This window comes from Serratia aquatilis (assembly GCF_044865145.1).
In the GTDB taxonomy this organism is placed as follows: Bacteria; Pseudomonadota; Gammaproteobacteria; order Enterobacterales; family Enterobacteriaceae; genus Chania; species Chania aquatilis.
The window spans coordinates 5,050,047-5,075,510 of sequence record NZ_CP173186.1 but is presented as its reverse complement, the minus strand read 5'-3'; the positions used below and the strand labels follow the sequence as shown (position 1 = coordinate 5,075,510).

Annotated in this window: 21 protein-coding genes; 12 read left to right on the top strand and 9 right to left on the bottom strand. The window is 52.2% G+C overall.

From position 1 onward, the window contains the following. Positions 1-58: 58 nt before the first annotated feature. Together glgA and glgP are read left to right on the top strand one after the other, a co-directional pair. Positions 59-1,492: a glycogen synthase GlgA gene (gene glgA, locus SAQUA_RS23120; RefSeq protein ID WP_380676662.1), complete on the top strand. Its 1,434-nt coding sequence runs from the start codon at positions 59-61 to the stop codon at positions 1,490-1,492. Between the two features lie 24 nt (positions 1,493-1,516). After that, complete coding sequence (glgP, locus tag SAQUA_RS23115; protein WP_380676664.1) at positions 1,517-3,964, top strand: glycogen phosphorylase; 2,448 nt, start codon at positions 1,517-1,519, stop codon at positions 3,962-3,964. A gap of 86 nt (positions 3,965-4,050) precedes the next feature. On the opposite strand, the gene glpD is transcribed toward glgP, so the two are convergent. Beyond that, the gene (glpD, locus tag SAQUA_RS23110) at positions 4,051-5,559 is read right to left on the bottom strand and encodes a glycerol-3-phosphate dehydrogenase (RefSeq protein WP_380676667.1); all 1,509 of its coding nucleotides are present in this window, start codon (positions 5,557-5,559) and stop codon (positions 4,051-4,053) included. Positions 5,560-5,939: 380 nt separating this feature from the next. Between glpD and SAQUA_RS23105 the strand changes: the two genes are divergently transcribed. After that, positions 5,940-6,050 carry a hypothetical protein gene (locus tag SAQUA_RS23105; protein ID WP_404413107.1) on the top strand — a complete coding sequence of 37 codons (111 nt, stop codon included), beginning with the start codon at positions 5,940-5,942 and terminating at the stop codon, positions 6,048-6,050. A 76-nt stretch (positions 6,051-6,126) separates the two neighbouring features. Here SAQUA_RS23105 and SAQUA_RS23100 read toward each other — a convergent pair whose 3' ends face one another. The 5 genes from SAQUA_RS23100 to ulaG all read right to left on the bottom strand — a co-directional run bounded on the left by SAQUA_RS23100 (position 6,127) and on the right by ulaG (position 10,649). Continuing rightward, on the bottom strand, positions 6,127-6,885 hold the full coding sequence (locus SAQUA_RS23100; protein WP_380676669.1) for a DeoR/GlpR family transcriptional regulator: 759 nt from the start codon (positions 6,883-6,885) through the stop codon (positions 6,127-6,129). A gap of 259 nt (positions 6,886-7,144) precedes the next feature. Then, complete coding sequence (gene glpG, locus SAQUA_RS23095; protein ID WP_380676671.1) at positions 7,145-7,981, bottom strand: rhomboid family intramembrane serine protease GlpG; 837 nt, start codon at positions 7,979-7,981, stop codon at positions 7,145-7,147. A gap of 154 nt (positions 7,982-8,135) precedes the next feature. Further along, the gene (gene glpE / locus SAQUA_RS23090) at positions 8,136-8,462 is read right to left on the bottom strand and encodes a thiosulfate sulfurtransferase GlpE (RefSeq protein ID WP_380676898.1); all 327 of its coding nucleotides are present in this window, start codon (positions 8,460-8,462) and stop codon (positions 8,136-8,138) included. Between the two features lie 240 nt (positions 8,463-8,702). Beyond that, positions 8,703-9,458: an HTH-type transcriptional regulator UlaR gene (gene ulaR, locus SAQUA_RS23085; RefSeq protein ID WP_380676673.1), complete on the bottom strand. Its 756-nt coding sequence runs from the start codon at positions 9,456-9,458 to the stop codon at positions 8,703-8,705. 126 nt (positions 9,459-9,584) lie between these two features. Next, positions 9,585-10,649, bottom strand: a complete 1,065-nt coding sequence (ulaG, locus tag SAQUA_RS23080) for an L-ascorbate 6-phosphate lactonase (RefSeq protein WP_380676675.1) — start codon at positions 10,647-10,649, stop codon at positions 9,585-9,587. A gap of 421 nt (positions 10,650-11,070) precedes the next feature. On the opposite strand from ulaG, the gene ulaA reads away from it, so the two are divergent. Genes ulaA through SAQUA_RS23050 form a run of 6 tightly spaced genes read left to right on the top strand, consistent with a single transcriptional unit; the run spans position 11,071 to position 15,483 of the window. Next, the gene (gene ulaA / locus SAQUA_RS23075; RefSeq protein ID WP_380676677.1) at positions 11,071-12,468 is read left to right on the top strand and encodes a PTS ascorbate transporter subunit IIC; all 1,398 of its coding nucleotides are present in this window, start codon (positions 11,071-11,073) and stop codon (positions 12,466-12,468) included. A gap of 14 nt (positions 12,469-12,482) precedes the next feature. Then, positions 12,483-12,788 (top strand): PTS ascorbate transporter subunit IIB, encoded by a 306-nt coding sequence (gene ulaB / locus SAQUA_RS23070; RefSeq protein ID WP_380676679.1) that lies wholly within the window; start codon positions 12,483-12,485, stop codon positions 12,786-12,788. A 10-nt stretch (positions 12,789-12,798) separates the two neighbouring features. After that, positions 12,799-13,272 carry a PTS ascorbate transporter subunit IIA gene (ulaC, locus tag SAQUA_RS23065; protein WP_380676681.1) on the top strand — a complete coding sequence of 158 codons (474 nt, stop codon included), beginning with the start codon at positions 12,799-12,801 and terminating at the stop codon, positions 13,270-13,272. 10 nt (positions 13,273-13,282) lie between these two features. Further along, positions 13,283-13,939, top strand: coding sequence for a 3-keto-L-gulonate-6-phosphate decarboxylase UlaD (locus SAQUA_RS23060; RefSeq protein ID WP_380676683.1), 657 nt, complete (start codon positions 13,283-13,285; stop codon positions 13,937-13,939). A gap of 9 nt (positions 13,940-13,948) precedes the next feature. Continuing rightward, positions 13,949-14,809 (top strand): L-ribulose-5-phosphate 3-epimerase, encoded by an 861-nt coding sequence (locus tag SAQUA_RS23055; RefSeq protein ID WP_380676685.1) that lies wholly within the window; start codon positions 13,949-13,951, stop codon positions 14,807-14,809. Then, complete coding sequence (locus tag SAQUA_RS23050) at positions 14,794-15,483, top strand: L-ribulose-5-phosphate 4-epimerase (protein WP_380676687.1); 690 nt, start codon at positions 14,794-14,796, stop codon at positions 15,481-15,483. Before SAQUA_RS23055 ends, SAQUA_RS23050 begins: the two co-directional genes overlap by 16 nt. Positions 15,484-15,529: 46 nt before the next feature. On the opposite strand, the gene malT is transcribed toward SAQUA_RS23050, so the two are convergent. After that, positions 15,530-18,244 (bottom strand): HTH-type transcriptional regulator MalT, encoded by a 2,715-nt coding sequence (gene malT, locus SAQUA_RS23045; RefSeq protein ID WP_380676689.1) that lies wholly within the window; start codon positions 18,242-18,244, stop codon positions 15,530-15,532. 543 nt (positions 18,245-18,787) lie between these two features. On the opposite strand from malT, the gene malP reads away from it, so the two are divergent. Together malP and malQ are read left to right on the top strand one after the other, a co-directional pair. Then, positions 18,788-21,193, top strand: coding sequence for a maltodextrin phosphorylase (malP, locus tag SAQUA_RS23040; RefSeq protein ID WP_380676691.1), 2,406 nt, complete (start codon positions 18,788-18,790; stop codon positions 21,191-21,193). Positions 21,194-21,202: 9 nt separating this feature from the next. Then, the gene (malQ, locus tag SAQUA_RS23035) at positions 21,203-23,284 is read left to right on the top strand and encodes a 4-alpha-glucanotransferase (RefSeq protein ID WP_380676693.1); all 2,082 of its coding nucleotides are present in this window, start codon (positions 21,203-21,205) and stop codon (positions 23,282-23,284) included. Between the two features lie 60 nt (positions 23,285-23,344). Here the strand turns inward: malQ and nfuA are convergent, their stop codons facing one another. Both nfuA and gntX read right to left on the bottom strand, forming a co-directional pair. Further along, positions 23,345-23,920, bottom strand: a complete 576-nt coding sequence (gene nfuA / locus SAQUA_RS23030) for a Fe-S biogenesis protein NfuA (protein WP_380676695.1) — start codon at positions 23,918-23,920, stop codon at positions 23,345-23,347. Positions 23,921-23,978: 58 nt separating this feature from the next. Further along, entirely contained in the window at positions 23,979-24,662 is a 684-nt protein-coding gene (gene gntX, locus SAQUA_RS23025) for a DNA utilization protein GntX (RefSeq protein WP_380676697.1), read from the bottom strand. A 32-nt stretch (positions 24,663-24,694) separates the two neighbouring features. On the opposite strand from gntX, the gene bioH reads away from it, so the two are divergent. Next, on the top strand, positions 24,695-25,462 hold the full coding sequence (bioH, locus tag SAQUA_RS23020) for a pimeloyl-ACP methyl ester esterase BioH (RefSeq protein WP_380676699.1): 768 nt from the start codon (positions 24,695-24,697) through the stop codon (positions 25,460-25,462). The last annotated feature ends 2 nt before the right edge of the window (positions 25,463-25,464 follow it).

Sequence of the window (25,464 nt, the reverse complement as noted above, 5' to 3'; positions counted from 1 at the left end):
TAGTGTGCTACGTCCACTATCTCCGCAAAGAAGTTATTACCGAATTTCAGGAGTGATAATGCAGGTTTTACACGTATGTTCTGAAATGTACCCGCTGCTTAAAACCGGTGGGCTTGCAGACGTGGTTGGCGCATTGCCGACGGCACAAATTGCCGAGGGAGCGGACGTTCGGGTGCTGTTACCAGCTTTCCCAGACGTGCGCAATGGCATTCCAGATACGGTGCTGGTCGCGGAGATCGACTCTTTTGCCGGGCGTGTAAGCCTGCGTTACGGCACTTATCATGGTGTGGGCGTTTACCTGATTGACGCCCCCTGGCTATATGATCGTCCAGGCAGCCCATACCACGACCAGTCGATGCGCGCTTATCCCGATAACCACCGGCGTTTTGCCTTGTTGGGCTGGGTGGCTTGCGAGATGGCAAAAGGGCTGGATCGTTACTGGCGTCCGAAGCTGGTACACGCTCACGACTGGCATGCGGGATTAGCCTGCGCCTATCTGGCAGCAAATGGCTACCCGGCGCGTTCGGTCTTCACCGTACATAATCTGGCTTATCAAGGGTTATTCGCTGCCCATCATATGGCGGAGCTGTGGTTACCTTCGTCGTTCTTGAATGTTTATGGCCTGGAGTTCTACGGGCAGATTTCCTTCCTGAAAGCAGGTCTCTACTTTGCCGATCATGTCACTACCGTCAGCCCAACCTATTCGCGTGAGATCACGCGGTCAGAATTTGGCTACGGCATGGAAGGGTTATTGCAGGATCGTCAGCGGCAGGGAAGGCTGAGCGGCATTCTCAATGGTGTGGATGAAGGGATCTGGGAGCCATCCCACGATACGCGCCTAACGGCACGTTACGATGCTGAAAGTCTGAAAGACAAAGCCAAAAACAAGATCCATCTGCAAAAAACGATGGGATTGGAAGTGAATGAATCGCTACCGTTGTTTGCAGTAGTCAGCCGTCTGACCAGCCAGAAAGGGCTAGACCTGGTGTTGGAAGCATTGCCAGGTTTGCTGGCGCAAGGCGGGCAACTGGCGCTGTTGGGTGCCGGTGATGCGGTATTGCAGCAGGCATTTCTAGCTGCCGCAGCTGATTATCCGGAGCAGGTTGGTGTGCAGATTGGCTACCACGAGGCATTCTCTCACCGCATTATCGGCGGGGCGGACGTCATTCTGGTACCTAGCCGTTTTGAGCCTTGCGGGTTAACGCAACTTTATGGCCTGAAATATGGCACTTTGCCCCTGGTACGTCGTACCGGTGGGTTGGCGGATACGGTGGTCGATTGTGCGCTGGAGAATCTGGCTGATGGAACCGCCAGCGGATTTGTGTTTGATGACTGCGATGCCGCAGCGCTGGGTAATGCCATTCGGCGTGCCATGGTGCTGTGGGGCAGACCAAAACATTGGCGGCACGTACAACGCCATGCCATGAGCCTGGATTTTGGCTGGCAAGTCGCGGCAAAAGATTATTTGTCGCTTTATCAACGCTTGTTGTAATGACGCACTTGGGAATGAATTGCTATGACTTCACCGTTTAGTTACACCTCACCCACGGTCAGTGTTGAAGCGCTGAAACATTCTATCGCCTATAAACTGATGTTTATTGTCGGCAAAGATCCTGCGATTGCCACCCAACACGACTGGCTTAATGCGGTGTTGTTTGCGGTGCGCGACAGGATGGTGGAACGTTGGTTACGCTCTAACCGAGCCCAGCTTTCGCAAGATGTCCGTCAGGTTTATTACCTGTCGATGGAGTTTTTGCTCGGACGTACACTCTCCAATGCCCTGTTATCCATGGGGATTTATCAGGACATTGAAGACGCACTAAACGAAATGGGCTTAAGCCTGAGTGAACTGTTAGAAGAAGAAAACGATCCTGGCCTGGGTAATGGCGGCTTAGGGCGGCTGGCAGCCTGTTTCCTTGATTCGCTGGCGACGCTTGCACTGCCAGGACGGGGTTATGGTATCCGCTATGAATACGGCATGTTCAAGCAGAACATCATCGATGGCCAGCAGATGGAATCACCAGACTACTGGCTTGAATACGGCAACCCGTGGGAATTCCCGCGCCACAATACCCGTTACAAAGTCCGCTTTGGTGGACGTATCCAGCAAGAAGGGGCTAAGGCGCGTTGGTTGGAGACCGAAGAGGTTATCGCGATTGCCTACGATCAGGTGATCCCGGGTTTTGATACCGATGCCACCAACACGTTGCGCTTATGGAGTGCGCAGGCCAGTAACGAAATCAATCTGGGTAAATTCAACCAGGGCGACTACTTTGCCGCTGTAGAAGATAAGAACCACTCCGAAAACGTATCGCGCGTGCTCTATCCAGATGACTCCACCTATTCTGGGCGCGAATTGCGTCTACGGCAGGAGTATTTCCTGGTCTCGGCGACGGTGCAGGATATTCTCAACCGCCACTGGACGATGCATAAAACCTTCGACAATCTGGCTGACAAGATTGCCATCCATCTCAACGACACTCACCCGGTGCTGTCCATACCAGAGCTGATGCATTTGCTGATTGATGAGCACAAATTCAGCTGGCTGGATGCCTGGACGGTGGTGGAAAAAGTATTCTCCTACACCAACCATACCCTGATGAGTGAAGCTCTTGAGACCTGGCCGGTAGATATGCTGGGTAAGATCTTGCCGCGTCATTTACAGCTTATTTTCGAAATCAATGACCATTTCCTCAAGCACGTACAGCAAGCGATCCCGGGTGACGATAAATTGCTGGCACGGGTATCCCTGATTGATGAAACCAATGGTCGTCGGGTACGAATGGCGTGGTTGGCGGTAGTAGCGAGCCATAAAGTGAACGGTGTGTCTGCACTGCACTCTGAGCTGATGGTGCAATCTCTGTTTGCCGATTTTGCCCGCATATTCCCTGACCGTTTCTGCAATAAAACCAACGGTGTAACACCACGTCGCTGGTTAGGGTTGGCAAACCGGCCATTATCGAAAGTGCTGGATGAGAGTATTGGCCACAACTGGCGAACCGATCTCAGCCAACTCAGCGAAATCAAGCCTAACGTGGACTACCCGAGCTTCCTGGAGGCCGTGCAGGCAGCCAAACGGCAGAACAAAGAGCGGCTGGCGAGCTATATTGCAAAAAAACTCAACGTGGTGGTGAATCCGGATGCCTTGTTTGACGTGCAGATCAAACGTATTCACGAATATAAGCGGCAGTTGCTGAATGTATTGCATGTGATCACCCGTTATAACCGCTTGCTACAGGATCCTACGGCCAAGCATGTACCGCGCGTGGTGATCTTTGCCGGTAAAGCCGCCTCTGCTTACTATGCGGCAAAGCAGATCATTCGCTTGATCAATGATGTAGCTAAAGTGATCAACAATGATCCACGAGTGCATCACCATCTGAAAGTGGTCTTCATCCCTAACTATGGCGTAAGTTTGGCACAGATGATCATCCCTGCTGCCGATCTCTCTGAACAGATCTCGCTGGCTGGCACCGAAGCTTCAGGCACCAGCAACATGAAGTTTGCTCTCAACGGTGCTTTGACCATTGGTACGCTGGATGGTGCCAACGTTGAAATGCTGGATCATGTGGGTGAAGAGAATATCTTTATCTTCGGTAATACGGCTGAGCAAGTGGAAGAGTTGCGCCGCAAAGGTTACAACCCGCGCCAGTATTATGAACAGGATGAAGAGTTGCATAAGGCATTGACGCAGATCGCGACGGGAGCATTTAGCCCTGAAGATCCGAAGCGTTACAGCAGTTTGTTTGATTCACTGGTTAATCTGGGCGACCACTATCAGTTGCTGGCGGACTATCGCAGCTATGTGGATACACAGGATAAAGTTGATGAGGTGTATCTCAACCAGGATGACTGGACGCGGCGCGCAGTACTGAATATCGCCGGTATGGGGTATTTCTCCTCCGACCGTACCATTCAGGAATACGCTGATGAGATTTGGAACATCAAGCCGATAAAATTGTGATGACATAGGGTCAGAAGTTCTGGCCCTAAGAAAATACATTAGGGGCATCAACGCAAAGGTTGATGCCCCTCTTTATTGCTGCGCGATCAAGATGCCAATGACAGCGCTTTTGGTTTCGCGTGTTCTACCAGCCAGGCCTTGACTCGAGCCTGCTGGGTTTCACTAAGCCACATACCCAGCTTGGTTCGGCGCCAAATGGCATCGTCCAGCTCGATTACCCACTCTTTATCAACCAGATAACGCAGTTCAGCTTCGTACAGACCGTGGCCGAAGTCCTCGCCTAAATCAGTCAGACTGTGCGCATTGTTCAGAATCAATGTGCTATGGCTACCATAAGTACTGGCGTAACGCTGCGCCAGAGACTCAGGTAACCAACCGTGTTGGCGACGGAGTTTGGCTACGTAGCTGTCGCGATCGCCCCCGATATCGCCCCCCGGCAATGAACCGTTTTTAGTCCATGCAGGGCCGCAACCGGGGTAGTAGTGCGCCAGTTTTTCCATCGCATGTTCAGCCAGCTTGCGATAGGTGGTGAGCTTGCCACCGAATACGGAAAGCAGAGGGGCTTTGCCCTGCTCGTCATGCACGTCCAGCGTATAATCGCGGGTGACAGCCTGCGGTGAGTCAGATTCATCATCACACAGTGGCCGCACCCCAGAGTAAGTCCAGACGATGTCGTCACGGCCTAGCTGCTTTTTGAAGTGGTCGTTATACACTTTCAACAGATAGTCGATTTCGTTATCGTCGATCTTCACTTCTTTCGGATCGCCGTGATACTCCACATCGGTAGTACCAATGATGGAAAACTCATCCAGCCACGGAATGACAAACACGATGCGATGATCTTCGTTCTGCAAGATATAAGACTGCGGCTGGTTGTGCGCTTTTGGCACCACAATATGGCTGCCTTTGATCAGACGAATGCCATAAGGTGACTTGAGTTTCAGACCGTCATCGAAGAAGTTTTTCACCCAAGGGCCGGTCGCATTAACCAGGCCTTTGGCGCGCCAGGTAAATGCCTTGCCACTGTCTACGTCGGTGGCTTCTACCACCCACATGCCGTTCTCACGCCATGCGCGGGTCACTTTGGTACGAGTACGTACTTCTCCGCCGCGTTCGGACACAGCCTGTGCGTTCAGGACCACCAGGCGTGCATCGTCTACCCAGCAATCGGAATATTCGAAACCACGCTTCAGTTCTGGTTTTAAAACGGATTCGGGACCAAAGCGTAAGCCTTTGCTGCCGGGCAGGCTGGTGCGTTTGCCCAAATGGTCGTACAGGAACAGGCCGGTGCGGATCATCCAGGCTGGCCGCAAGTGTGGCTGATGCGGCAGACGGAAACGCATTGGGAAGGCGATATGAGGAGCCAGTTTAAGTAACACTTCACGCTCGGCCAAGGCCTCACTGACCAAGCGGAACTCATAGTGTTCCAGGTAACGCAGGCCACCGTGGATCAGCTTGGAACTGGCGGAAGACGTAGCACAGGCCAAGTCTTGCGCTTCCAGTAGCAGAACGGACAGCCCACGTCCGGCCGCATCAGCTGCGATACCGGCACCATTGATACCGCCACCGATAACGATCAAGTCTTTGGTTTCCACGTCAACTGCCTCCAGATGTTCGTAATGGTTCTTTCATGTTCGTTTTCGCTCATGATTGTAGTCATAAACCAACAAACAAGCCAAGAGTTAACCAAAATAAATATTTTTGTGGTGACACTTGTAACATCTCTGTGTCATCAAGCACTCGTTTGCAACATAGTGATGAGAAGAGGAGGGCGGGTATGTGCCAGAGAGAAATTGATTAGTAGGGCGTAGCGTGTGTCTACTGCTTCACCACTTCAGTTTGCAGAGGGGAAAGTATTCAATATGTTGATTGAATTATAAAATCGCCGTTTTGGGATGTGGAGATTACCGTTTTATGACGATGCCCTGCCAACAGCGAAACCTATAATTGGCGTATTGCGCGTGAAAATCTGACGTTGCGTAGCCTACTGAAACGCCCCAATCGTAAGACGCGGGGCTATTCAATATCACCCGAAATTCAAGGCAGGGCCATCGGCACTTTCACTGAACTCGAGTATTACGTTTGATGCGGCATCAATTCATAGAAAACGTGACCAATCGCTTGGCTATAAACAAGAAGTTGATGGTTAAAGTAGAACGTGATCAGCATAACTCGAGCTGTACGTCGTATTGCTCGATAATCTTCATTACGCTGGGTGGCGGTGCCTGATCGGTGAACAGATAGTCGATCAAGTTCATATTCCCCAGATTTACCATCGCGTTACGGCCAAATTTGGAATGGTCGGTGACCAGCATGACGCATCGGGAATTTTCGATAATCGCGCGTTTAGTACGAACTTCGTGATAATCGAATTCGAGCAATGAGCCATCCATATCAATACCACTGATGCCGAGAATGCCGAAGTCAAGGCGGAATTGCGAAATGAAGTCCAGAGTCGCTTCCCCCATGATACCCCCATCGCGGGTGCGCACTTCGCCACCAGCCAGAATAAGACGGAAATCTTCTTTGGCCGTGAGGAGGGTAGCCACATTAAGATTGTTGGTCACCACCCGCAGATTCTTGTGGTTCATCAGCGCATGGGCGACCGCCTCAGGAGTGGTGCCGATATCAATAAACAGCGTTGCACCATCCGGGATCTGGCTGGCAACGCGTTTGGCGATGCGTGCTTTCTCTTCTGACCACATCACCTTACGGTCGTGATAGGCGGCATTCACAGAACTGGAAGGTAAGGCTGCACCACCATGGTGGCGTTGTATTTTGTTCTGATCGGCCAGGTCATTTAGATCGCGGCGAATGGTTTGCGGGCTGACTTCGAAATGCTCCACCAACTCTTCCGTGCTGACATAGCCCTGCTGACGAACCAATTCGATAATAGCGTCATGACGCTGTGTTTGCTTCACGATAATCCCCTAATACGCTGGTACATTCGCTGTCTTTCAACCACGTTATATACCCGTCATACTTCAAGTTGCTTGGGTGTTGGCTGCGTTACTCGGCCCATGTCGGGCCTCGCCCCTTCGGGGCCGCTGCAAGCAGCGTTCAAATCTGCCAAGCAGATTTGTCGTTCACCCTAGTCACATAGTTTATCTATGCTCCTAGGGCTTCACTCAGTTGCCGCCTACAAGCAACTCGAATTTTTTGGGTATAATTGCCTGATTGTTATTGTTTGTTGTGCGTGCGATGACGCGTGTCCCAGAATGCCATCAATAACCCTAGCACTAAACCGGCAACATGCGCCGCATTAGCGATCGACATGCCTAACATATCGAAATAACCGGCAACCAGCCAGAGTACGGAAAATACCATTAAACCACGTGGTAGATTCAGACCGCGTTCCGGTGCGCGCTCACCGCTCAACCAGACGTATCCCATCAAGGCATAAACAACGCCGGAAAGTCCGCCAAACAGGGCCCCACTGAACAATGATTGTGCCCAGCCGCTGAAAAAGGCAGAGACTACAGCGATAACGAACAGTTTTCCGGCCCCGAGGCGTTTTTCCAGAGGCCCACCCAGATACCACCACCACAACAGATTAAAGCTGATGTGCAGCAGTGAGAAGTGTAGGAACGCATGGCTTACCCAACGCCACAGCTGACTATATTGTGAGCTGTTCTGTGGCCAGGAGAGCCAGAACATAACCGTATCGTCCCCCAACACTTGCATCAGGACATAGACCAGAATACACAAGGCCATTACCGTGAGCGTTAGTGGCCCGGCCTTGCTGCGGATGGTTTGCAGATAAGAAAACTGCTGGTACTGCAAGCCTGCATCAGTGCTGCCTGCCTGCCAACTTGCTGCCTGATAGCGGCGGTTGAGGGGATCAAGCAAAAACTGTTGCAGCTCATGTTGGACTTGTTCCAGATGTGCTTCTTCAGCCAGCCAGATTTCTGCTGCTTCGCCGCTATTGTGAACTTCAAGAGTAATTCCCTGCGTTGCCATGTAATCGACAAAGGCCTGGGCCAAACGCGGATTGGATACGGCGATCACTCGAACCATAGGTTTTCCGTATAAGTAGATGACTTTGGCTGCGGGTTTAGGCCCCAGCGGTGCTGAAGGCTGATTATACCTTTGAAATCCTGAGCGTAGGGAACAGATATAGCAAAACAGAGGAGAATTCAGCTCTGGCCACCCTTATAAGTGGCCTGCGGCGTTACGATAACGTCTCAACATCCTGCGGGAATTGGCGTGCCCAGGCTTCGAAACCACCATCGATGCTGTATACCGCATCGAACCCTTGGTGCAGAAGATACTGCGCGGCGCTGCGGCTACTGTTTCCGTGGTAACACATCACCATTACCGGGCGATCAAACTCATTCTGCTGCATAAACGTTGGCAGGCTGGCGTTGGTCAGATGAAAAGCACCAGGCGTATGGCCAGCGGCAAAGCTTTGCGGATCGCGAATGTCGACCAATACGGCGCTGCCGTCTTTCCAACGCTGGTATGCCTGCTCGACGTTGATCGCTTCAAATTGTTCCATGACTTCAAGGTGCCCCGTAATATGGTGGAATGTTGTGATACTCATCGATCTTCAAGCCGTAGCCCGAAATCCATAGGTGTTAGGCTGTGCTCCCAATTGCCAGCGGCGCTCGCGTGCAGTTGAGGGTTCAGCCTAGTGTATCCAACTTTGGCACAAATAAGACCAGAACAACGGCAGGGTTTTAGCAGAACATACGGCCTCTGTGGGAGCATAAGCCTTACCGGGCAGGCAAAGGGCAGCCTAGACCAGTTGCACTTCAACGCCTTGCTGGCGCAACTTTTCAACTATCGATGGGTTGGCTTCCCGCCCAGTGATCACGATATCGATCTGCTCAGTGCGGCTAAACAGCATCCCGGCCCGCTGGCCGACTTTGCTGCTGTCGACCAGCACCACCAGCTTACCGACATAGTTAAGCATCTTCTGTTCGGCCATGGCGGTGAGCATGTCGGTTTTATACAGCCCATCAGCAGTGAGACCGATGCCGCTGGTAAACATCCAATGCCCGGCATACAGGCTGGCATCGCCATCCTGTGGGGCCAACGTGATGGATTGGCTTTTATTGTATTGGCCGCCCATGATCACCACGCTTTCGTGCTCACGCTCGATCAGGTAATTGGCCAGCGGTAAGTAGTTGGTGATCACCTGAACTTCTTTACCGCACATTTCACGCCCGAGTAGGAATGCGGTGGAACCACAGTTAATCACCACACTCTCCCCCGCCTGGCAAAGTTGGGATGCTGCTTTGGCGATGCGCATCTTCTCATCCAGATGCTGCGTTTGGTGGATATTGAGCGGGGACCAGGTAGGGCGCGGTGTATTGGTGGCTTCGGCCCCATTACGTACCTTACGCAATTTACCTATTTCATTGAGTTTGTTGATATCGCGGCGCGCGGTCGCAGGTGAGATCTCAAATGCTGCAATCACGTCAGCCACAGAAATCTGCCCCCTACGCTGCAAGAGATCGAGAATGGCATTATGGCGTTGGGATTCGGTCATGCAGGCTCCATCAGGAAATAAGAACGATACCCGGCTGATTATATGCGCACATTCTGACGATTTGAATCATCCATGTGCAGAAGTGCGCATAAAGAGGTAAAAGACTTACATTCTGTTTGCTAACTGCTACAGGAAGGATTTAAACGGTAAATCAGGTTCCATGGTAAAACAATCTTCAAAACCACGTGGGTAGTGATACTCAAAATTATCTTTATCCAGTGGCCAGGTGAATTTGCCGCCGACCTGCCAGATAAATGGCTTGAAGCCATATTTCAAGCGATCTTTCTTCATTTCCCATAGCACGCGGATTTCTTGTGGATCGGCCTGGAAATTCGACCAGATATCATGATGAAAAGGGATGACAACTTTGGCGTTGAGAGATTCCGCCATGCGCAGAATGTCGGCACTGGTCATTTTATCAGTAATGCCACGGGGGTTTTCACCGTAGGACCCGAGTGCGACGTCGATCTGGTGCTCGTTGCCATGCTTGGCGTAATAGTTCGAGTAGTGGGAGTCACCGCTGTGGTAAAGGTTGCCGCCGGGCGTTTTGAACAGATAGTTGACCGCGCGCTGATCCATCCCATCTGGTAATACGCCAGCCGCCTTTTGTTCAACAGGCAGAGTGATCAGGGCAGTACGATCAAAGGCATCCAGAGCGTGAATTTCCACATCTTTGATTTTTATTACATCCCCAGGTTTTACGACAATACAGCGCTCACGGGGAACCCCCCAGCCAATCCACATATCCACACAGCTTTGTGGCCCGATGAATGGCACCGAAGCGTCACAGTTTTGCATCACCGCGGCAGCGACGTTGACGTCGATATGGTCATTATGATCATGGGTAGCGAGTACCGCATCAATTGTCTTGATTGCAAAGGGATCGAGGACGAAGGGGGTGGTGCGCAGATTGGGCTGTAATTTCTTAACCCCGGCCATGCGCTGCATCTGATGGCCGGTTTTCATCAATGGGTTGCCGTGGCTTTGTTTGCCCGTACCGCACCAGAAATCGACACACAGGTTGGCGTTTTCCTGTGACTTCAACCAGATACCGGTACATCCCAGCCACCACATGGCAAAGGTGCCAGGGGCAACCTGTTCCTGCTCAATCTCCTCATTCAACCAAGAACCCCATTCCGGGAAAGTGCTCAATATCCAGGATTCACGTGTGATGGTAGTGACTTTACTCATGATTCTTTCCTCGCAATCAGGGGTTTATTGTCAAATAAAATCATAATTTATCATTAAATGATTGTATATGATTTTATTTGGCTGAATCTACCACCGTTGATTTCATCTGACAACCTGTGTTTGCTACGGTTGCATGAAGGTTCTCGCGCCCTGTAACGCGTATTCTATACATTGGATAATTAAATAAATTATTGTTAAATAAGTAGTTAATGAATTTATTATCAAATCAATTGATTGATTACATGGAGTTTCTCCACATAACTTGCGAGGTTGCTCACAAATAATCATTTATAATCTTTTTATGATTCATGGTGATTGCTATGGTGATGCTGTCCCTGCGTTACGGTGACGTACTGGTTTAGATACCGGCCGCGTCCTCTGCGGCGCATCAGGTAATGCCAAACGTTATTTGGAGAGCTGTATGGAAATCCTCTACACCATCTTCACCGTCTTTTTTAATCAAGTTATGACTAATGCGCCTTTGTTACTGGGCCTGGTGACATTGCTGGGCTATTTGCTGCTGCGGAAAAGTGCTGCGGTGATCGTCAAAGGCACGATAAAAACCATTATCGGTTTTATGCTGTTGCAGGCAGGTTCCGGCATCCTGACGGGGACCTTCAAACCCGTAGTAGCCAAACTCTCTGAGGTTTACGGTATCAATGGTGCTATCTCCGATACCTATGCCTCAATGATGGCGACCATTGAACGGATGGGGGATGCCTACAGCTGGGTGGGCTATGCGGTGTTATTGGCCCTGGCACTCAATATTGTCTACGTCTTGCTGCGGCGGATCACCGGTATCCGCACCATCATGCTGACCGGCCACATCATGTTTCAGCAGGTTGGCCTCATTGCGGTGTTCTTCTACATTTCGGGTTACGACATGTGGACCACCGTGCTGTGTAGCGCCCTGATCGCCTCTCTCTATTGGGGGATCACCTCCAATATGATGTTCAAACCCACCCAATCAGTCACGGAAAACAGCGGTTTCTCGATTGGTCACCAGCAACAGTTTGCTTCATGGGTCGCCTATAAAATCGCGCCATTCCTCGGCAAGAAAGAGGAGAGCGTGGAAGATCTCAAACTGCCTGGCTGGCTGAATATTTTCCATGACAACATTGTCTCCACCGCGATCGTCATGACTGTGTTCTTCGGCATCATTCTTTGCTCATTCGGTCTCGACACATTGCAGCAGATGGCCGGGAAAACCCACTGGACTATCTACATCCTGCAAACCGGCCTGATGTTCGCCGTCGCCATCTTCATCATCGTTCAAGGCGTACGGATGTTTGTTGCTGAACTTACCGAGGCATTTAATGGTATTTCCCAGCGGCTGATCCCTGGTGCCGTGCTGGCCATCGACTGTGCCGCTATCTACAGCTTTGCCCCTAATGCAGTGGTATGGGGCTTTATGTGGGGAACCATCGGGCAGTTGATTGCCGTTGGCATTCTGTTGGCAGTAGGTTCCTCAATCATGATTATTCCCGGCTTTATCCCGATGTTCTTCTCTAACGCCACTATCGGCGTGTTTGCCAACCATTTTGGTGGCTGGCGCGCAGCGATGAAAATCTGTCTGGTGATGGGGATGATAGAAATCTTTGGCTGCGTCTGGGCGATTAAATTGACCGGGCTGAGTGCCTGGATGGGTATGGCGGATTGGTCAATTCTGGCACCGCCATTGATGCAAGGGCTGAGTTTTGGCCTGTGGTTTATGGGGGTAGTGGTGATCATTGCACTGCTATACATGTTCTTTGCCGGTCGGACGCTGCGGGCGGAAGAGGATACTGAAAAACAACTGACTGAATCGGCTTCAAATTAACTGGAGAGCACATCATGACAGTACGAATTCTGGCGGTATGCGGTTGTGGGCAAGGTAGCTCCATGATCATGAAAATGAAAGTTGACCAATTCCTTACCCAACAAGGGGTTGATCATACGGTGAACAGCTGTGCGGTTGGAGAATATAAATCCGAGCTCAGCGGCGCGGATATCATTATTGCCTCTACCCATGTGGCGGATGAAATCACGGTGAGCGGCAACAAGTATGTTGTTGGGGTACGCAATATGCTTTCTGCCGCAGATTTTGGCCCCAAACTGATGGCCGTGATCGGGGCCCATTTCCCAAAAGATATCAAGTGAGGCAATGGGGATGAAGCTAAGTGATTCGCTGGCAGACAACCATTCAATTCTGTTACAGGCGGAAGCCGAGGACTGGCAACAGGCGGTAAAAATTGGCGTCGATCTGCTAGTTGAGGCAGGCGTAGTAGAGCCGCGTTATTTCGACGCTATCCTGGCGGGGGTTGGACAATTTGGTCCCTATTTTGTTTTGGCTCCAGGGTTAGCAATGCCCCATGGCAGGCCGGAAGAGGGCGTTTTGAAAACCGGCTTTGCACTGGTCACGTTGAAAACGCCGGTCTGCTTCGGTGACGATGACAACGACCCAATCGACATACTGATCACCATGGCGGCAGTCGATGCCAAAACGCATCAAGAAGTTGGCATTCTTCAGGTGGTTAATCTGTTTGAAGATGAGGCCAATTTTGATCGCTTACGTGCGTGCCGTTCACCGCAACAGGTTCTGGATCTGATTAACCAAACTTCTGCCGCTGCGGCAGCCCATTAAGGAAAACGAGATGGAAAACACTTTACCCATGCTACAAGTCGCGCTGGATAACCAGTCAATGGACGATGCTTACCGTACTACACGTTTGATTGCCAATGAAGTTGACATCATCGAGGTTGGCACCATCTTATGCGTCGCTGAGGGCGTTCGTGCGGTACGCGATCTCAAGGCACTCTATCCAGACCGGATCGTACTGGCGGATGCCAAAATCGCCGATGCCGGTAAAATTCTCTCGCGTATGTGCTTCGAGGCCAATGCCGACTGGGTGACGGTGATTTGCTGCGCCGACATCAATACCACCAAAGGCGCACTGGCGGTAGCGAAAGAGTTCAACGGCGATGTACAGATCGAACTGACGGGTTTCTGGACCTGGGAGCAGGCACAGGAATGGCGTGAGGCGGGTATCCAACAAGTGGTTTACCACCGTAGCCGCGATGCCCAGGCAGCCGGGGTAGCATGGAGTGAGGCTGATATCAGCGCTATCAAGCGTCTTTCCGCTATGGGTTTCAAAGTCACGGTTACCGGTGGGTTGGCACTAGAAGATTTACCGCTGTTCAAAGGTATCCCTATTCACGTGTTTATCGCTGGCCGCAGTATTCGGGATGCTGCCGATCCCGTGGCGGCCGCCCGCGAGTTTAAACGCGCTATCGGCCAACTTTGGGGCTGAGGAGCGAACATGGTTCCCTTGGGTATCTACGAGAAGGCGCTGCCCGCTAGCGGTAGTTGGCTTGAGCGCTTGCAATTGGCGCGCGAGTTGGAGTTCGACTTTGTCGAAATGTCGATCGATGAAAGTGACGACCGCTTGGCCCGCTTGGACTGGAGCCGTGAGCAACGTTTGGCACTGGTGGCCGCCGTTGCCGAGAGTGGTGTACGGGTGCCATCAATGTGTCTGAGTGCGCACCGGCGTTTTCCTCTGGGGAGTGAGGATGATGCCGTCAGAGATCAAGGGCTGATTATCATGCAGAAAGCCATTCGGCTGGCACAGGATACCGGCATCCGCGTGATCCAACTAGCGGGTTACGACGTCTATTATCAACAGGCAAATGATAACACCAGAGAGCGGTTTCGCCTGGGACTGCAACAGGCGGTGGAAATGGCTAGCCGTGCCCAGGTGACATTGGCGATGGAGATCATGGATTACCCTTTGATGAACTCCATCAGTAAAGGGTTGGGATATACCCATTACCTGAATAACCCCTGGTTCCAGCTCTACCCGGATATTGGCAATCTTTCCGCTTGGGACAATGATGTGCCGATGGAGTTAATGGCAGGTCGTGGGCATATCGTTGCTGTACATGTCAAAGATACCCAACCCGGAGTCTTCAAAGGGGTGCCTTTTGGTGACGGCGTGGTGGATTTTGAACGTTGTTTCACTGCGTTGCAGCAAAGTGGTTATTGCGGCCCATACCTGATCGAGATGTGGAGCGAAAAGGCAGTGGACCCAGTAAAAGAAGTAAAGGCGGCGCGTGCCTGGGTGGTGGAGCGGATGGTTAACGCCGGGCTGGCAATAGGAGCAGAGTCATGCTTGAACAGTTGAAACAGCAGGTATACGCCGCAAATATGGCTTTGCCTGCACATGGCCTGGTGACCTACACCTGGGGCAATGTCAGTGGGATCGACCGCAAGCGTGGTGCTGTGGTGATCAAACCGAGCGGAGTTCCCTACGCGCAACTGCAACCTGCCGACATGGTGGTTGTGGATTTAGCGGGTAATGTCTTGGAAGGGCGCTTTAGGCCTTCATCTGACACCCCTACTCATCTGGAACTGTATCGGTGCTATCTGCAATTAGGGGGAATTGTCCATACCCACTCGACCCATGCGACAGCCTGGGCTCAGGCGGGGCGAGCAATTCCCGCCTTGGGGACCACTCACGCAGATTACTTTGCGGGCGATATTCCCTGTACCCGAGGTCTGACTGCGGCGGAGGTTATGGGTGACTATGAGCTGGAAACCGGGCGGGTCATTGTGGAAACGTTGGACGAGAATGAGCCGCTGCATACGCCAGGGGTTGTGGTTTATCAACACGGCCCATTCAGTTGGGGACGCTCACCTGACGAGGCGGTACACAATGCCGTTGTTTTAGAGGAGGTGGCGAAAATGGCTTGGATAAGTTGCGGCATCAATCCCGACCTTCGCCATCTTGATGCCCATTTAATGGAGAAGCATTTCAGCCGCAAACATGGGCCAAATGCTTATTATGGGCAGCAATAAGGTTGCAGGTTTTCCTTCACGCATTGCGTGAAGGAAAACGTAGAGTCTAGGCTCCGTAACCCATCATCTTCAGTAACTGCTGTGCCTGCTGCACCGCTTCTTGCCGATGTGCTACGCCCAATTTTTGATAAAGATTGCGAATATGGGTTTTGATAGTGGTGGCTGCCACGGCCAGTTCACTGGCGATCTGCTCATTGCTGTAACCAGAGTAAATCAGGCCCAAAACCTGCCATTCCCGCTGTGTCAGCGGACTGGTACGAATCAGTTCCGGCACTTGCGGATGTGTGAGCAACTTATCGACGAAATTCTCATCAAAATGAGCGAATTTGTGGCGATGATGCTGATTAATGTCGCGCAGAATACGTTGTGCACGGTGCTGCTCCAGTTCGGGCAGCGTGTTGAGTTGGATCAACTGACGTAACTGTTGCGCCATGGTTTCACCCTCAATGACGAAATGGCTGATAAAACCGGTTCGGTTTGCCAGCGTCAGCGCTTCTATCAGTACCTTTAACGCATCACTCTTACGATCCATCTGCCAGTAGAGCTGATTACTGAGCAGAAGGTTACGGTTGAGATCGCTCACCAACCGCAGACGACGAGCGTTTTCGTTTAATTCGTCCAGTACCACCTCGGCTTCTTCGTATTGGCCAAGCAAGATCTGCACGCGCGCGATATTGCGCCACTGGCCCTGCATAAAGTGGTTGTTCGCCATACCGGGTTTTTCGGTATTGCGTAGCCAATTGGCAGCTGCAGTGGTATCACCGGTCATCTGCCAATGGATCACCCGTGGTTTATCCGCGTTGGTTAGCCAGTCGCGGTGATACTGAGAGCCATGCAGCAAAACTTCGCAACGTTGCAGGTGAGCATTTGCGTTATCCAGATCGCCGCGTGCCAGTGAACATTTCGCCAACATTGCCATGCATTGCAACTGCTGCTGTGGCTGGTAGTTGGCCAAAACCTTCAGCCCTTCACGAGCTGCTTCTTCTGCCTCATCCAAACGTGACCAGGACCAAAGTACCTGCGAGCGAATGCGCAGCAGAAATTCGTGCATCGGTAACTGTTCCAGATGCTGCTCGCGCACCAGTTCGAAGGCTTTCTCCTGGGTTTCATAGGCTGCCTGCAGGAAGCCCTGAGCTATCAGGATCTCGCTTTGCTGCAACAGCGCCCACAATGCGTAATGATAAGCCTGATGGCGGCGCGCCATCTGCTCCGTCTGCTGCATCATTGGTAATGCTCGAGCCAGTTCACCCTTGCAGTGATGCACCTCACCGGTGACTGAGGTGGCAACGATACGGCTGTAATAGCTGGAAAGCGGCAGGAATTTCAATGCTTCGGTCGCCAACCGTTCTGCCTCTTCGGGTTTACCTGCGTTGATTGCCACCTGGGCTCGTAGCGCATCGAACTCTGCATGCAGAGTTGGGTCGACAGTGATTTGCAGGTTGCGCATCGCCTGTTCGGCACGTTCCAACTGAGTGTTCACCTCACTGTAACGGTGTTGGCTTTGCGCTAACCAGGCTTGCAGCAGTGCCAGTTTTGGGCTCTGAATCAACCGTTCATAGGGGAGAGCATTCAGGCACTCTTCGAGCAGCGCCAATTCACTGTGGTGGAATAAAGACCAGGCGTGTTGCAGCAGAATATCACGCAGCATACTGACATCACTGGCAGCGAGCGCATGGTGAATGGCTTCGGTCGGGTACCCCAATGCTAACCAGCCTTCAGCCGCGGCACGGTGCAAACCAGGTAATTCCAGTGCCAGTTCCCATTGGCAACGCTGACGCAGGAACGAGGCGAACAGGGGATGGAAACAGAACCATTCGCCAGTGTCGTCCATGCGGTGAATGAACAGCCCTTGACGCTCAAGCTCTTCAAGACGTTGTTGGCCGTTGTCCTCGCCCGTCAGGCGAACAATCAGAGCGTCATTCATCGAACGCAATACGGAACAACGTAACAGGAATGAACGCGCATCGGCGTCGACGCGGTCCAGCACCTCATCCACCAGATAATCAGAAAGATGGCTGGCATTCAGCCCGGCCAGACGTTTGGCCGATTGCTGGGCTGAAGAGGTGGACTGGCGTGCCGAAAGTGCGATGAGCTGTAGCGCGGTTGCCCAGCCTTCTACTTCGTCACATAAGCGGCTGCTGTCATGTTGCTCAAGTGGCGAGCTCAGGCGGCAGTCAAAGAACTGTTTGGCTTCCTGATGATTAAACGCCAATTGCTGAGTGCTCAACTCCAATAACTGATCGCGTACGCGGAGATTGGCGATACCAAGAGGTGGCAATGTTCGCGATAGCAGTAACAGCGTCAGATTTTCAGGTTGATGGCGCAGGAAAAAACGCATCGCTTCATGGATCTGGTCATTGGTGATTAAATGGTAATCATCTATCACCAGGTACAAGGGGCGGTGCCAGTCAGACAGCTCGATAAACAACTGAGCAAAGAGTGCAGAAAGACTGGCGTACTGGTGTTTCTGGCTTAATGCTTCGCTCTTGACACAGTGGCCGCCAGTAGCCTGCTGCAGTGCCGCAATCAGATAGCTGGCGAAGCGTTCAGGCTGGTTATCACTCTCATCGAGAGAGTACCACCCCAAGTCAGACTTACCTGCTGCCCACTGAGCAATCAGCGTCGTCTTACCATATCCTGCCGGGCAATTGACCAATGCCAGGCGATAGTTCGCCACGCAGGCTAATTTCACCAGCAAACGATCGCGTACCACGGTATTTTGCAGCCGTACCGGACGGCTCAGTTTTGATGGGATCAGCATAGTGTTCCAGATATAAAGTGCGGTTCCCGCCGCTGAAGGACTGCCCGAAGCCGAAGGGATTCATCTCGCCATGTTCCTGCTTTGGGAGCAAGGCTGAGTTTATTATTTTATAGCGCGTAATTAATCCCACCGTCTAACTTCGAACATAGTGAAACGTATTGCAACAAGCTTACGCTTTGTCTTGAATTTAAATTGCTATAGATCACACTTTTTTACGCTTACCCAGAAATTGGTAAAGGAATGCTTCTGTATCCTAACAGTGCTTGATTTCCTATGGCAATGACGTGTTTTCTAATGCGGTGTACAAAACTTCATCGGTTGAAATAACTGTGTTAACGTTCCAGCCGCAGCGTCGAAACTTGCGGGATCCTTCAGGGCTTGTCTGCCTTAATGAAGGGGATTAAAAAGTGCCTGAGATCACAGTTTCAGCTACGCCCCAATACTCCTCCCCAGCTAATCCCCAGTCGGGATGATGCCGTTGCGCGTTCTCCCCGGCACGATAGTGAAAAAATTGGCCCATTTATCGGATAGAGAGTTTTTCTTATGTCACAGCCTATGCTCAAAAAGGACGTATTTCTGGCTGCGCTGACTCGTCAGTGGCAGCGTTTTGGCCTCAGTTCCGCGCAGCAGATGACTGAGCATCAATGGTGGGAGGCGGTCAGTGCTGCGCTTGCGGAACTGTTGGCAGCGCAGCCCGCACCGAGTAAAAGCAGCCAGCCATTACGCCATGTAAACTACATCTCGATGGAATTCCTGATTGGTCGTCTGACCGCCAACAATCTGATCAACCTCGGCTGGTATGAAATTGTTGAAGCCACATTGGCTGAACAGAACGTCAAGCTGGCCGATCTCTTAGAGCAGGAAACCGATCCGGCATTGGGTAACGGGGGCTTGGGGCGCTTAGCTGCCTGCTTCCTGGATTCTATGGCGACAGTAGAACAACCGGCTACCGGTTATGGCCTGAATTATCAGTACGGCCTGTTCCGGCAATCCTTCAAAGAGGGCCACCAACAGGAGGCTCCAGATAACTGGCAACGCGAGAGCTATCCGTGGTTCCGCCATAACTCAGCGCTTGCTGTGGATGTCGGCATTGGCGGCAAGGTAGAAAAACTGGCTGATGGCCGTGAAGTATGGCATCCGGAGTTTACTTTGCGTGGTGAAGCCTGGGATCTGCCAGTACTTGGGTTCCGCAATGGCGTTACCCAGCCCCTGCGCTTGTGGCAGGCGACACATACTCATCCGTTTGACCTGGGGGATTTCAATGACGGTAAATTCCTGCAGGCGGAAAAACAGGGTGTTGAAGCCGCAAAACTGACCAAAGTCCTTTATCCGAATGACAACCATCAGGACGGTAAACGTCTGCGCCTGATGCAGCAGTATTTCCAGTGTGCCTGCTCGGTAGCGGATATTTTGCGCAAGCATCATCAAGCAGGCCGCAAGATAGAAGATTTACCGAAGTACGAAGTGATCCAACTGAACGATACTCACCCAACGATTGCCATTCCGGAAATGTTACGCATTCTGCTGGATGAGCATCAGTTGGATTGGGATGCAGCCTGGGCGATCACCAGCAAAACCTTCGCCTACACCAACCATACGCTGATGCCGGAAGCCTTGGAGTGCTGGGATGAGAAGCTGGTGCGCAGCCTGTTGCCTCGCCATTTCTCTATCATCAAACAGATCAACGCCAAGTTTAAGAAGCTGGTAGATAAACACTGGCCGGGTGATGACGCGGTTTGGGCCAAGTTGGCAGTGCACCACGATAAGCAGGTGCGCATGGCGAACCTGTGCGTTGTAAGCGGTTTTGCAGTCAATGGGGTTGCACAGTTGCACTCGGATCTGGTGGTAAAAGATCTGTTCCCTGAATATTACCAACTGTGGCCGAACAAATTCCACAACGTGACCAACGGTATTACGCCGCGTCGCTGGCTCAAGCAATGTAACCCGGCGTTGTCAGCGCTCATCGACACCACTCTGAACGTAGAGTGGGCTAACGATCTGGATGCGTTAAAAGGTTTGGAAAAATACGCTGAAGATGCGGCATTCCGCCAGAAGTATCAGCAGATTAAGCGCGATAACAAAGTAAAGCTGGCCAATTACGTGCATAGCGTGATGGGGCTGACGCTTAACCCTGATGCGATCTTCGACGTACAGATCAAACGTCTGCACGAGTACAAACGCCAGCATCTGAACTTGCTACATATTCTTTCGCTGTATCGCCAACTGCGTGATAACCCGGATATGGATATGGTGCCACGTGTGTTCCTGTTTGGCGCCAAAGCGGCACCGGGCTATTATCTGGCCAAAAACATTATTTACGCGATCAATCAGGCTGCCGAGATGATCAACAACGATCCGATTGTGAAGGATCGCATTAAAGTAGTGTTCATCCCTGACTACCGAGTTTCTGTCGCTGAGTTGATGATCCCAGCCGCCGATATTTCTGAGCAGATCTCTACTGCCGGTAAAGAGGCCTCGGGTACTGGCAATATGAAGCTGGCACTAAACGGCGCGCTGACCGTTGGGACGTTGGATGGCGCCAACGTTGAAATCGCTGAACAGGTGGGTGAAGATAACATCTTCATTTTCGGTAATACCGTTGAACAGGTTAAAGCGCTGTTGAGCAAGGGTTACGATCCTCTCAGTTATAGTAAGAAAGACAAACATCTGAAAACGATTCTGGATGAGTTGGCCAGCGGTATGTTCAGCAACGGCGATAAGCAAGCGTTCGATATGATGTTGCACAGCCTGCTGGAAGGGGGCGATCCGTACCTGGTATTGGCGGATTTTGCGTCCTACTGCGAAGCTCAACGTCAAGTAGATAAACTGTATCGCGACCGCGACGAATGGACTCGCCGGACTATCCTTAATACCGCGCGCGTAGGTATGTTCAGCTCCGATCGTTCTATCCGCGACTACCAGCAGCGTATCTGGCAAGCCAAGCGTTAAGGAGAGCGAATGAGTAAAGGTATCGATCAGACAGCAACCCAGGCCGGGATTGCCGCTGATTACATCAACGCCCATGGTAAACGGCAGGCCATTTCGCCGGAAACCAAACGTAAATTGCTGGATGCGATGAGCAACACATCATTGCATGTAGATACGGCACCTTTACCCGTGGTTAAGGTGTTTTATCACGGTGAGTCTGTGGCGCTACCGCTGGGGGGAACCGGCGAGTATCACTGGGTGTTGCAGCGTGAAGATGGTAACCAGCTGCAGGGTCGTGCCACCGCGCGCAAAACGTTAACCTTGCAAGGTGACTTGCCGCTGGGTTATCACCAGCTCACGTTGACACAGGGCGAACAGCAATGGGCATGTCGGTTGATTGTTGCGCCCAAGCGTTGCTATGAACCAGATGCGCTTCTGACAGGAAAAAAATTGTGGGGGGCTTGTGTTCAGCTCTACACATTGCGTTCAGAACGTAACTGGGGCATTGGTGATTTTGGTGATTTACGCGTAATGGTGGCTGAAGTTGGTGAGCGTGGTGGTGCATTCGTCGGGCTTAACCCGATACATGCGCTTTACCCTGCGAGCCCGGAAAGCGCCAGCCCTTACAGCCCTTCTTCAAGACGTTGGCTGAACGTGGTGTACATCGACGTCAATGCGGTGGAGGATTTCCAGCGTAGTCAGGCCGCACAGAAATGGTGGCAGAAAGCTGCAACGCAGAAGCTGTTGGCTAAGGCGCGCAGTACTGACTGGGTGGATTACAGCACGGTAACGCAACTGAAACTGGCGGCGCTGAAGCTCGCTTTTCCGCTGTTCCAGGCCCGTAAGGCAGGGGATGCTGTTCGACAGGCGTTTGAACGCTTTGTTGGGGAGGGTGGAAGCAGCCTGTATCAGCAGGCGGCGTTCGACGCGCTTCATGCTCACCTTTCGGCTAAAGATAGCAACATGTGGGGGTGGCCAGTCTGGCCGGAAGAGTATCGGCAAGGCAACTCTCCCGCAGTAGAAGCGTTCTGCAAACAGCACGCCGATGAAGTGACCTTTTATCTATGGTTGCAATGGCTTGCTGCCAGCCAGTTCGCTGAGTGCTTCAGCCAAAGCCAGGAACGTATGATGCCTATTGGCCTGTATCGCGATCTGGCGGTGGGCGTGGCAGAGGGCGGTGCAGAGACTTGGTGCGAACGCGAATTGTATTGCTTGAAAGCGTCCGTCGGGGCTCCGCCGGATATTCTTGGGCCGCTGGGGCAAAACTGGGGCTTACCACCGATGGACCCTCATGTGATGGTGGCCCGCGGTTATCAACCCTTTATCGATTTGCTGCGCGCCAACATGACTAGCTGTGGTGCTTTGCGTATCGACCACGTGATGGCCCTGTTGCGTCTGTGGTGGATCCCTTATGGCGAAACGGCCGATCAGGGCGCCTATGTTAAATATCCGGTTGACGATCTTCTGGCGCTGCTGGCGTTAGAGAGCCAGCGCCATCGTTGTATGGTGATTGGTGAAGATCTCGGTACCGTGCCAGTAGAGATTGTTGGCAAGCTGCGTGAAAGCGGTATTTATTCTTATAAAGTGCTGTATTTCGAGCATGACGACGAGAATCAGTTCCGTGCCCCGCAGTCCTATCCGGTACAGGCGATGGCTACCATTACCACGCATGATTTGCCCACCATGCGTGGCTATTGGCAGAGTGGCGATTTGACGCTCGGCGAAAAACTGGGGTTGTACCCGGATGCTGAAGTGCTGAAAACGCTGTTTGCCGATCGTGAACGAGCCAAACAAGGGTTGCTGGACGGATTACATCGTTATGGTTGTGTGCCGCAGAAGGTTGGCAAGAAGGCGGCTTTGCTGGCAATGAGCCCGCTAATCAACCGTGGGTTGCAGCGCTATGTGGCTGACAGCGCCAGTGCGTTGCTCGGTCTGCAGCCGGAGGATTGGTTGGATATGGCAGAGCCGGTCAATATTCCAGGCACAAGCGATCAATACCCTAACTGGCGGCGCAAGCTGAACTGCACTCTGGAATCGATGTTCCTGGATCGCGAAGTGAATCGGTTACTTAAAGATTTGGATAAGCGGCGCAGAAAAGTATCGGTAGGTTAAGTCAGTATGTAGTAGGTTCGGTATGCCGGACCTACTACTCATAAAGCATGCGTCTGGCAATCAGTAGTAGGAGTGCTCACCGCGTTGGTGTTCAGTCAGGTCGCGCACTCCTTTCAGTTCAGGGAACTTCTGTAGGAGTTCTTTTTCAATCCCTTCTTTCAGGGTCACGTCCACCATTGAACAACCATTGCAGCCACCGCCGAACTGCAGGATAGCCAGCCCTTCGTCGGTGATTTCCATCAACGTAACGCGGCCACCGTGGCCTGCCAGTTGCGGGTTGATTTGCGATTGCAGCACGTATTCTACGCGCTCCATCAGCGGGGCATCGTCGCCCACTTTACGCATTTTCGCATTGGGTGCCTTGAGCGTTAGTTGTGAACCGAGCTGATCGGTTACGAAGTCGATCTCGGCGTCTTGCAGATAAGGGGCGCTCAGTTCATCCACGTAAGCAGACAGTTTCTCAAATTCGAGCACGGTATCTGTGGCTTCCACAGCATCTGGCGGGCAATAGGAGACGCCACATTCAGCCGTAGGTGTACCCGGGTTGATGACAAATACGCGGATTTGGGTGCCTTCCTCTTGGTTTGCCAACAGCTTGGCAAAGTGTTCCTGTGCAGCATCTGTTATACGGATCATAGCATTAGCTCAATAGTTGACTTCTATAGTAGGTTATAATACGCCCATTGCTTTAGTACTACAATGTGCGGCAGATACACCATATCTGCAATGAAGCGACGCCCTGTTTCTGCAGCAGTTTAGCTATTTCCGCTACGGTACTGCCAGTGGTAACGACATCATCCAGCAATGCCACATGTCGCCCCGCCAAGTTTTTATCACAGCGGAAAGCCCCTCTTAGATTACGCCGCCGCAAACGTGCCACCAGTTGCTGTTGTGGCGAAGTTGCTCTGATCCGACGCAAAGCCGAGGGGAGGTATTCACACCCCAGCCAGTGGGCCAGAGACCGAGCCAACAGATCGCTCTGATTGTAACCGCGCCGCCAACAACGCTTATCTTGCAAGGGTACCGCTAAAATGATTTCGGGTCTGTTCAGATGTTGCTCTCGATGCGCTTGCAGCCAATGAAGCAGGATCAATCTGGCTAACGTTGGGGCAAGCGCTGGCGTCCGTTGGAATTTGAATCTTTTAATCAGAGTGCTAAGGGGTTGGCAGTAGTCGGTCGCGAAAACCAGTGCCTGCCATGGGGGCGGTTTTTGCAGGCAGCGGCCACAAGGGATGTACGGATTGCCGCTGGGCAGACCGCAGCATGGGCAACAGCAGGGCTTGGCGGGCAATGTCTGTAGGCAGTAACTGCATATGCCGTGGCTTATCAGCCGTAGTGGTTGTCGACATAGCCAACAGCGGCTAAGGATTGATAGCATAGGTGTCTCCCGTTTCTGAAGGAAAATAACTGATGACAGGGCTGTATTGGCAAACAATAGGTGAAGGCGATCGCGATCTTGTGCTGTTGCACGGATGGGGGCTGAATGCTGAAGTGTGGGGTTGCATGCTGGAGCGATTGGCTCCGCATTTTCGTCTGCATCTGGTCGACTTGCCCGGCTATGGCCGCAGCCAAGGGTTCGGCGCCATTTCATTACAGCAGATGGCTGATGCGCTGTTGGCGGTGGCACCAGCGAGGGCTTACTGGCTGGGCTGGTCGCTTGGTGGGCTGGTTGCCGGGCAGATTGCGCATATGCAGCCCGAACGGGTCGCTGGGTTGATCACCGTAGCCTCTTCCCCCTGCTTCACGGCAAAAGAACCATGGCCAGGGATCCGCCCGGAGGTGCTCAGTGGTTTCCAGCAGCAGCTCAGCCATGATTTCAAGCGTACAGTGGAACGGTTTCTGGCACTGCAAACGCTGGGCACTGAGAGTGCGCGTCAGGATGCGCGTCTGTTGAAGACGGTTGTGCTCAATCAGCCGATGCCGAGTGTCGAGGTGCTGAACGGCGGCTTGGAAATGTTGCGTACGGAAGACCAACGCCAGCTATTGGTAGCACTGACAATGCCAGTGCTACGTATTTACGGCTATCTGGACGGGCTGGTGCCGCGCAAAGTGGCTACCCTGTTGGATGAGCTTTGGCCGCAGTCATCTTCGATAGTTATCGCTAAGGCCGCTCATGCGCCGTTTATTTCTCATCCTGACGAATTCGCGAACATTATTAATCGATTCGCTGAAGCCTAAAT

Bases quoted from the DNA above. Each gene is read 5' to 3' on its own strand.
- glgA (WP_380676662.1), top strand. From the start codon at position 59: ATGCAGGTTTTACACGTATGTTCTGAAATGTACCCGCTGCTTAAAACC.
- glgP (WP_380676664.1), top strand. From the start codon at position 1,517: ATGACTTCACCGTTTAGTTACACCTCACCCACGGTCAGTGTTGAAGCG.
- glpG (WP_380676671.1), bottom strand. From the start codon at position 7,981: ATGGTTCGAGTGATCGCCGTATCCAATCCGCGTTTGGCCCAGGCCTTT.
- glpE (WP_380676898.1), bottom strand. From the start codon at position 8,462: ATGGAACAATTTGAAGCGATCAACGTCGAGCAGGCATACCAGCGTTGG.
- ulaR (WP_380676673.1), bottom strand. From the start codon at position 9,458: ATGACCGAATCCCAACGCCATAATGCCATTCTCGATCTCTTGCAGCGT.
- ulaG (WP_380676675.1), bottom strand. From the start codon at position 10,649: ATGAGTAAAGTCACTACCATCACACGTGAATCCTGGATATTGAGCACT.
- ulaA (WP_380676677.1), top strand. From the start codon at position 11,071: ATGGAAATCCTCTACACCATCTTCACCGTCTTTTTTAATCAAGTTATG.
- ulaB (WP_380676679.1), top strand. From the start codon at position 12,483: ATGACAGTACGAATTCTGGCGGTATGCGGTTGTGGGCAAGGTAGCTCC.
- ulaC (WP_380676681.1), top strand. From the start codon at position 12,799: ATGAAGCTAAGTGATTCGCTGGCAGACAACCATTCAATTCTGTTACAG.
- SAQUA_RS23060 (WP_380676683.1), top strand. From the start codon at position 13,283: ATGGAAAACACTTTACCCATGCTACAAGTCGCGCTGGATAACCAGTCA.
- SAQUA_RS23055 (WP_380676685.1), top strand. From the start codon at position 13,949: ATGGTTCCCTTGGGTATCTACGAGAAGGCGCTGCCCGCTAGCGGTAGT.
- SAQUA_RS23050 (WP_380676687.1), top strand. From the start codon at position 14,794: ATGCTTGAACAGTTGAAACAGCAGGTATACGCCGCAAATATGGCTTTG.
- malT (WP_380676689.1), bottom strand. From the start codon at position 18,244: ATGCTGATCCCATCAAAACTGAGCCGTCCGGTACGGCTGCAAAATACC.
- malP (WP_380676691.1), top strand. From the start codon at position 18,788: ATGTCACAGCCTATGCTCAAAAAGGACGTATTTCTGGCTGCGCTGACT.
- malQ (WP_380676693.1), top strand. From the start codon at position 21,203: ATGAGTAAAGGTATCGATCAGACAGCAACCCAGGCCGGGATTGCCGCT.
- nfuA (WP_380676695.1), bottom strand. From the start codon at position 23,920: ATGATCCGTATAACAGATGCTGCACAGGAACACTTTGCCAAGCTGTTG.
- gntX (WP_380676697.1), bottom strand. From the start codon at position 24,662: ATGCTATCAATCCTTAGCCGCTGTTGGCTATGTCGACAACCACTACGG.
- bioH (WP_380676699.1), top strand. From the start codon at position 24,695: ATGACAGGGCTGTATTGGCAAACAATAGGTGAAGGCGATCGCGATCTT.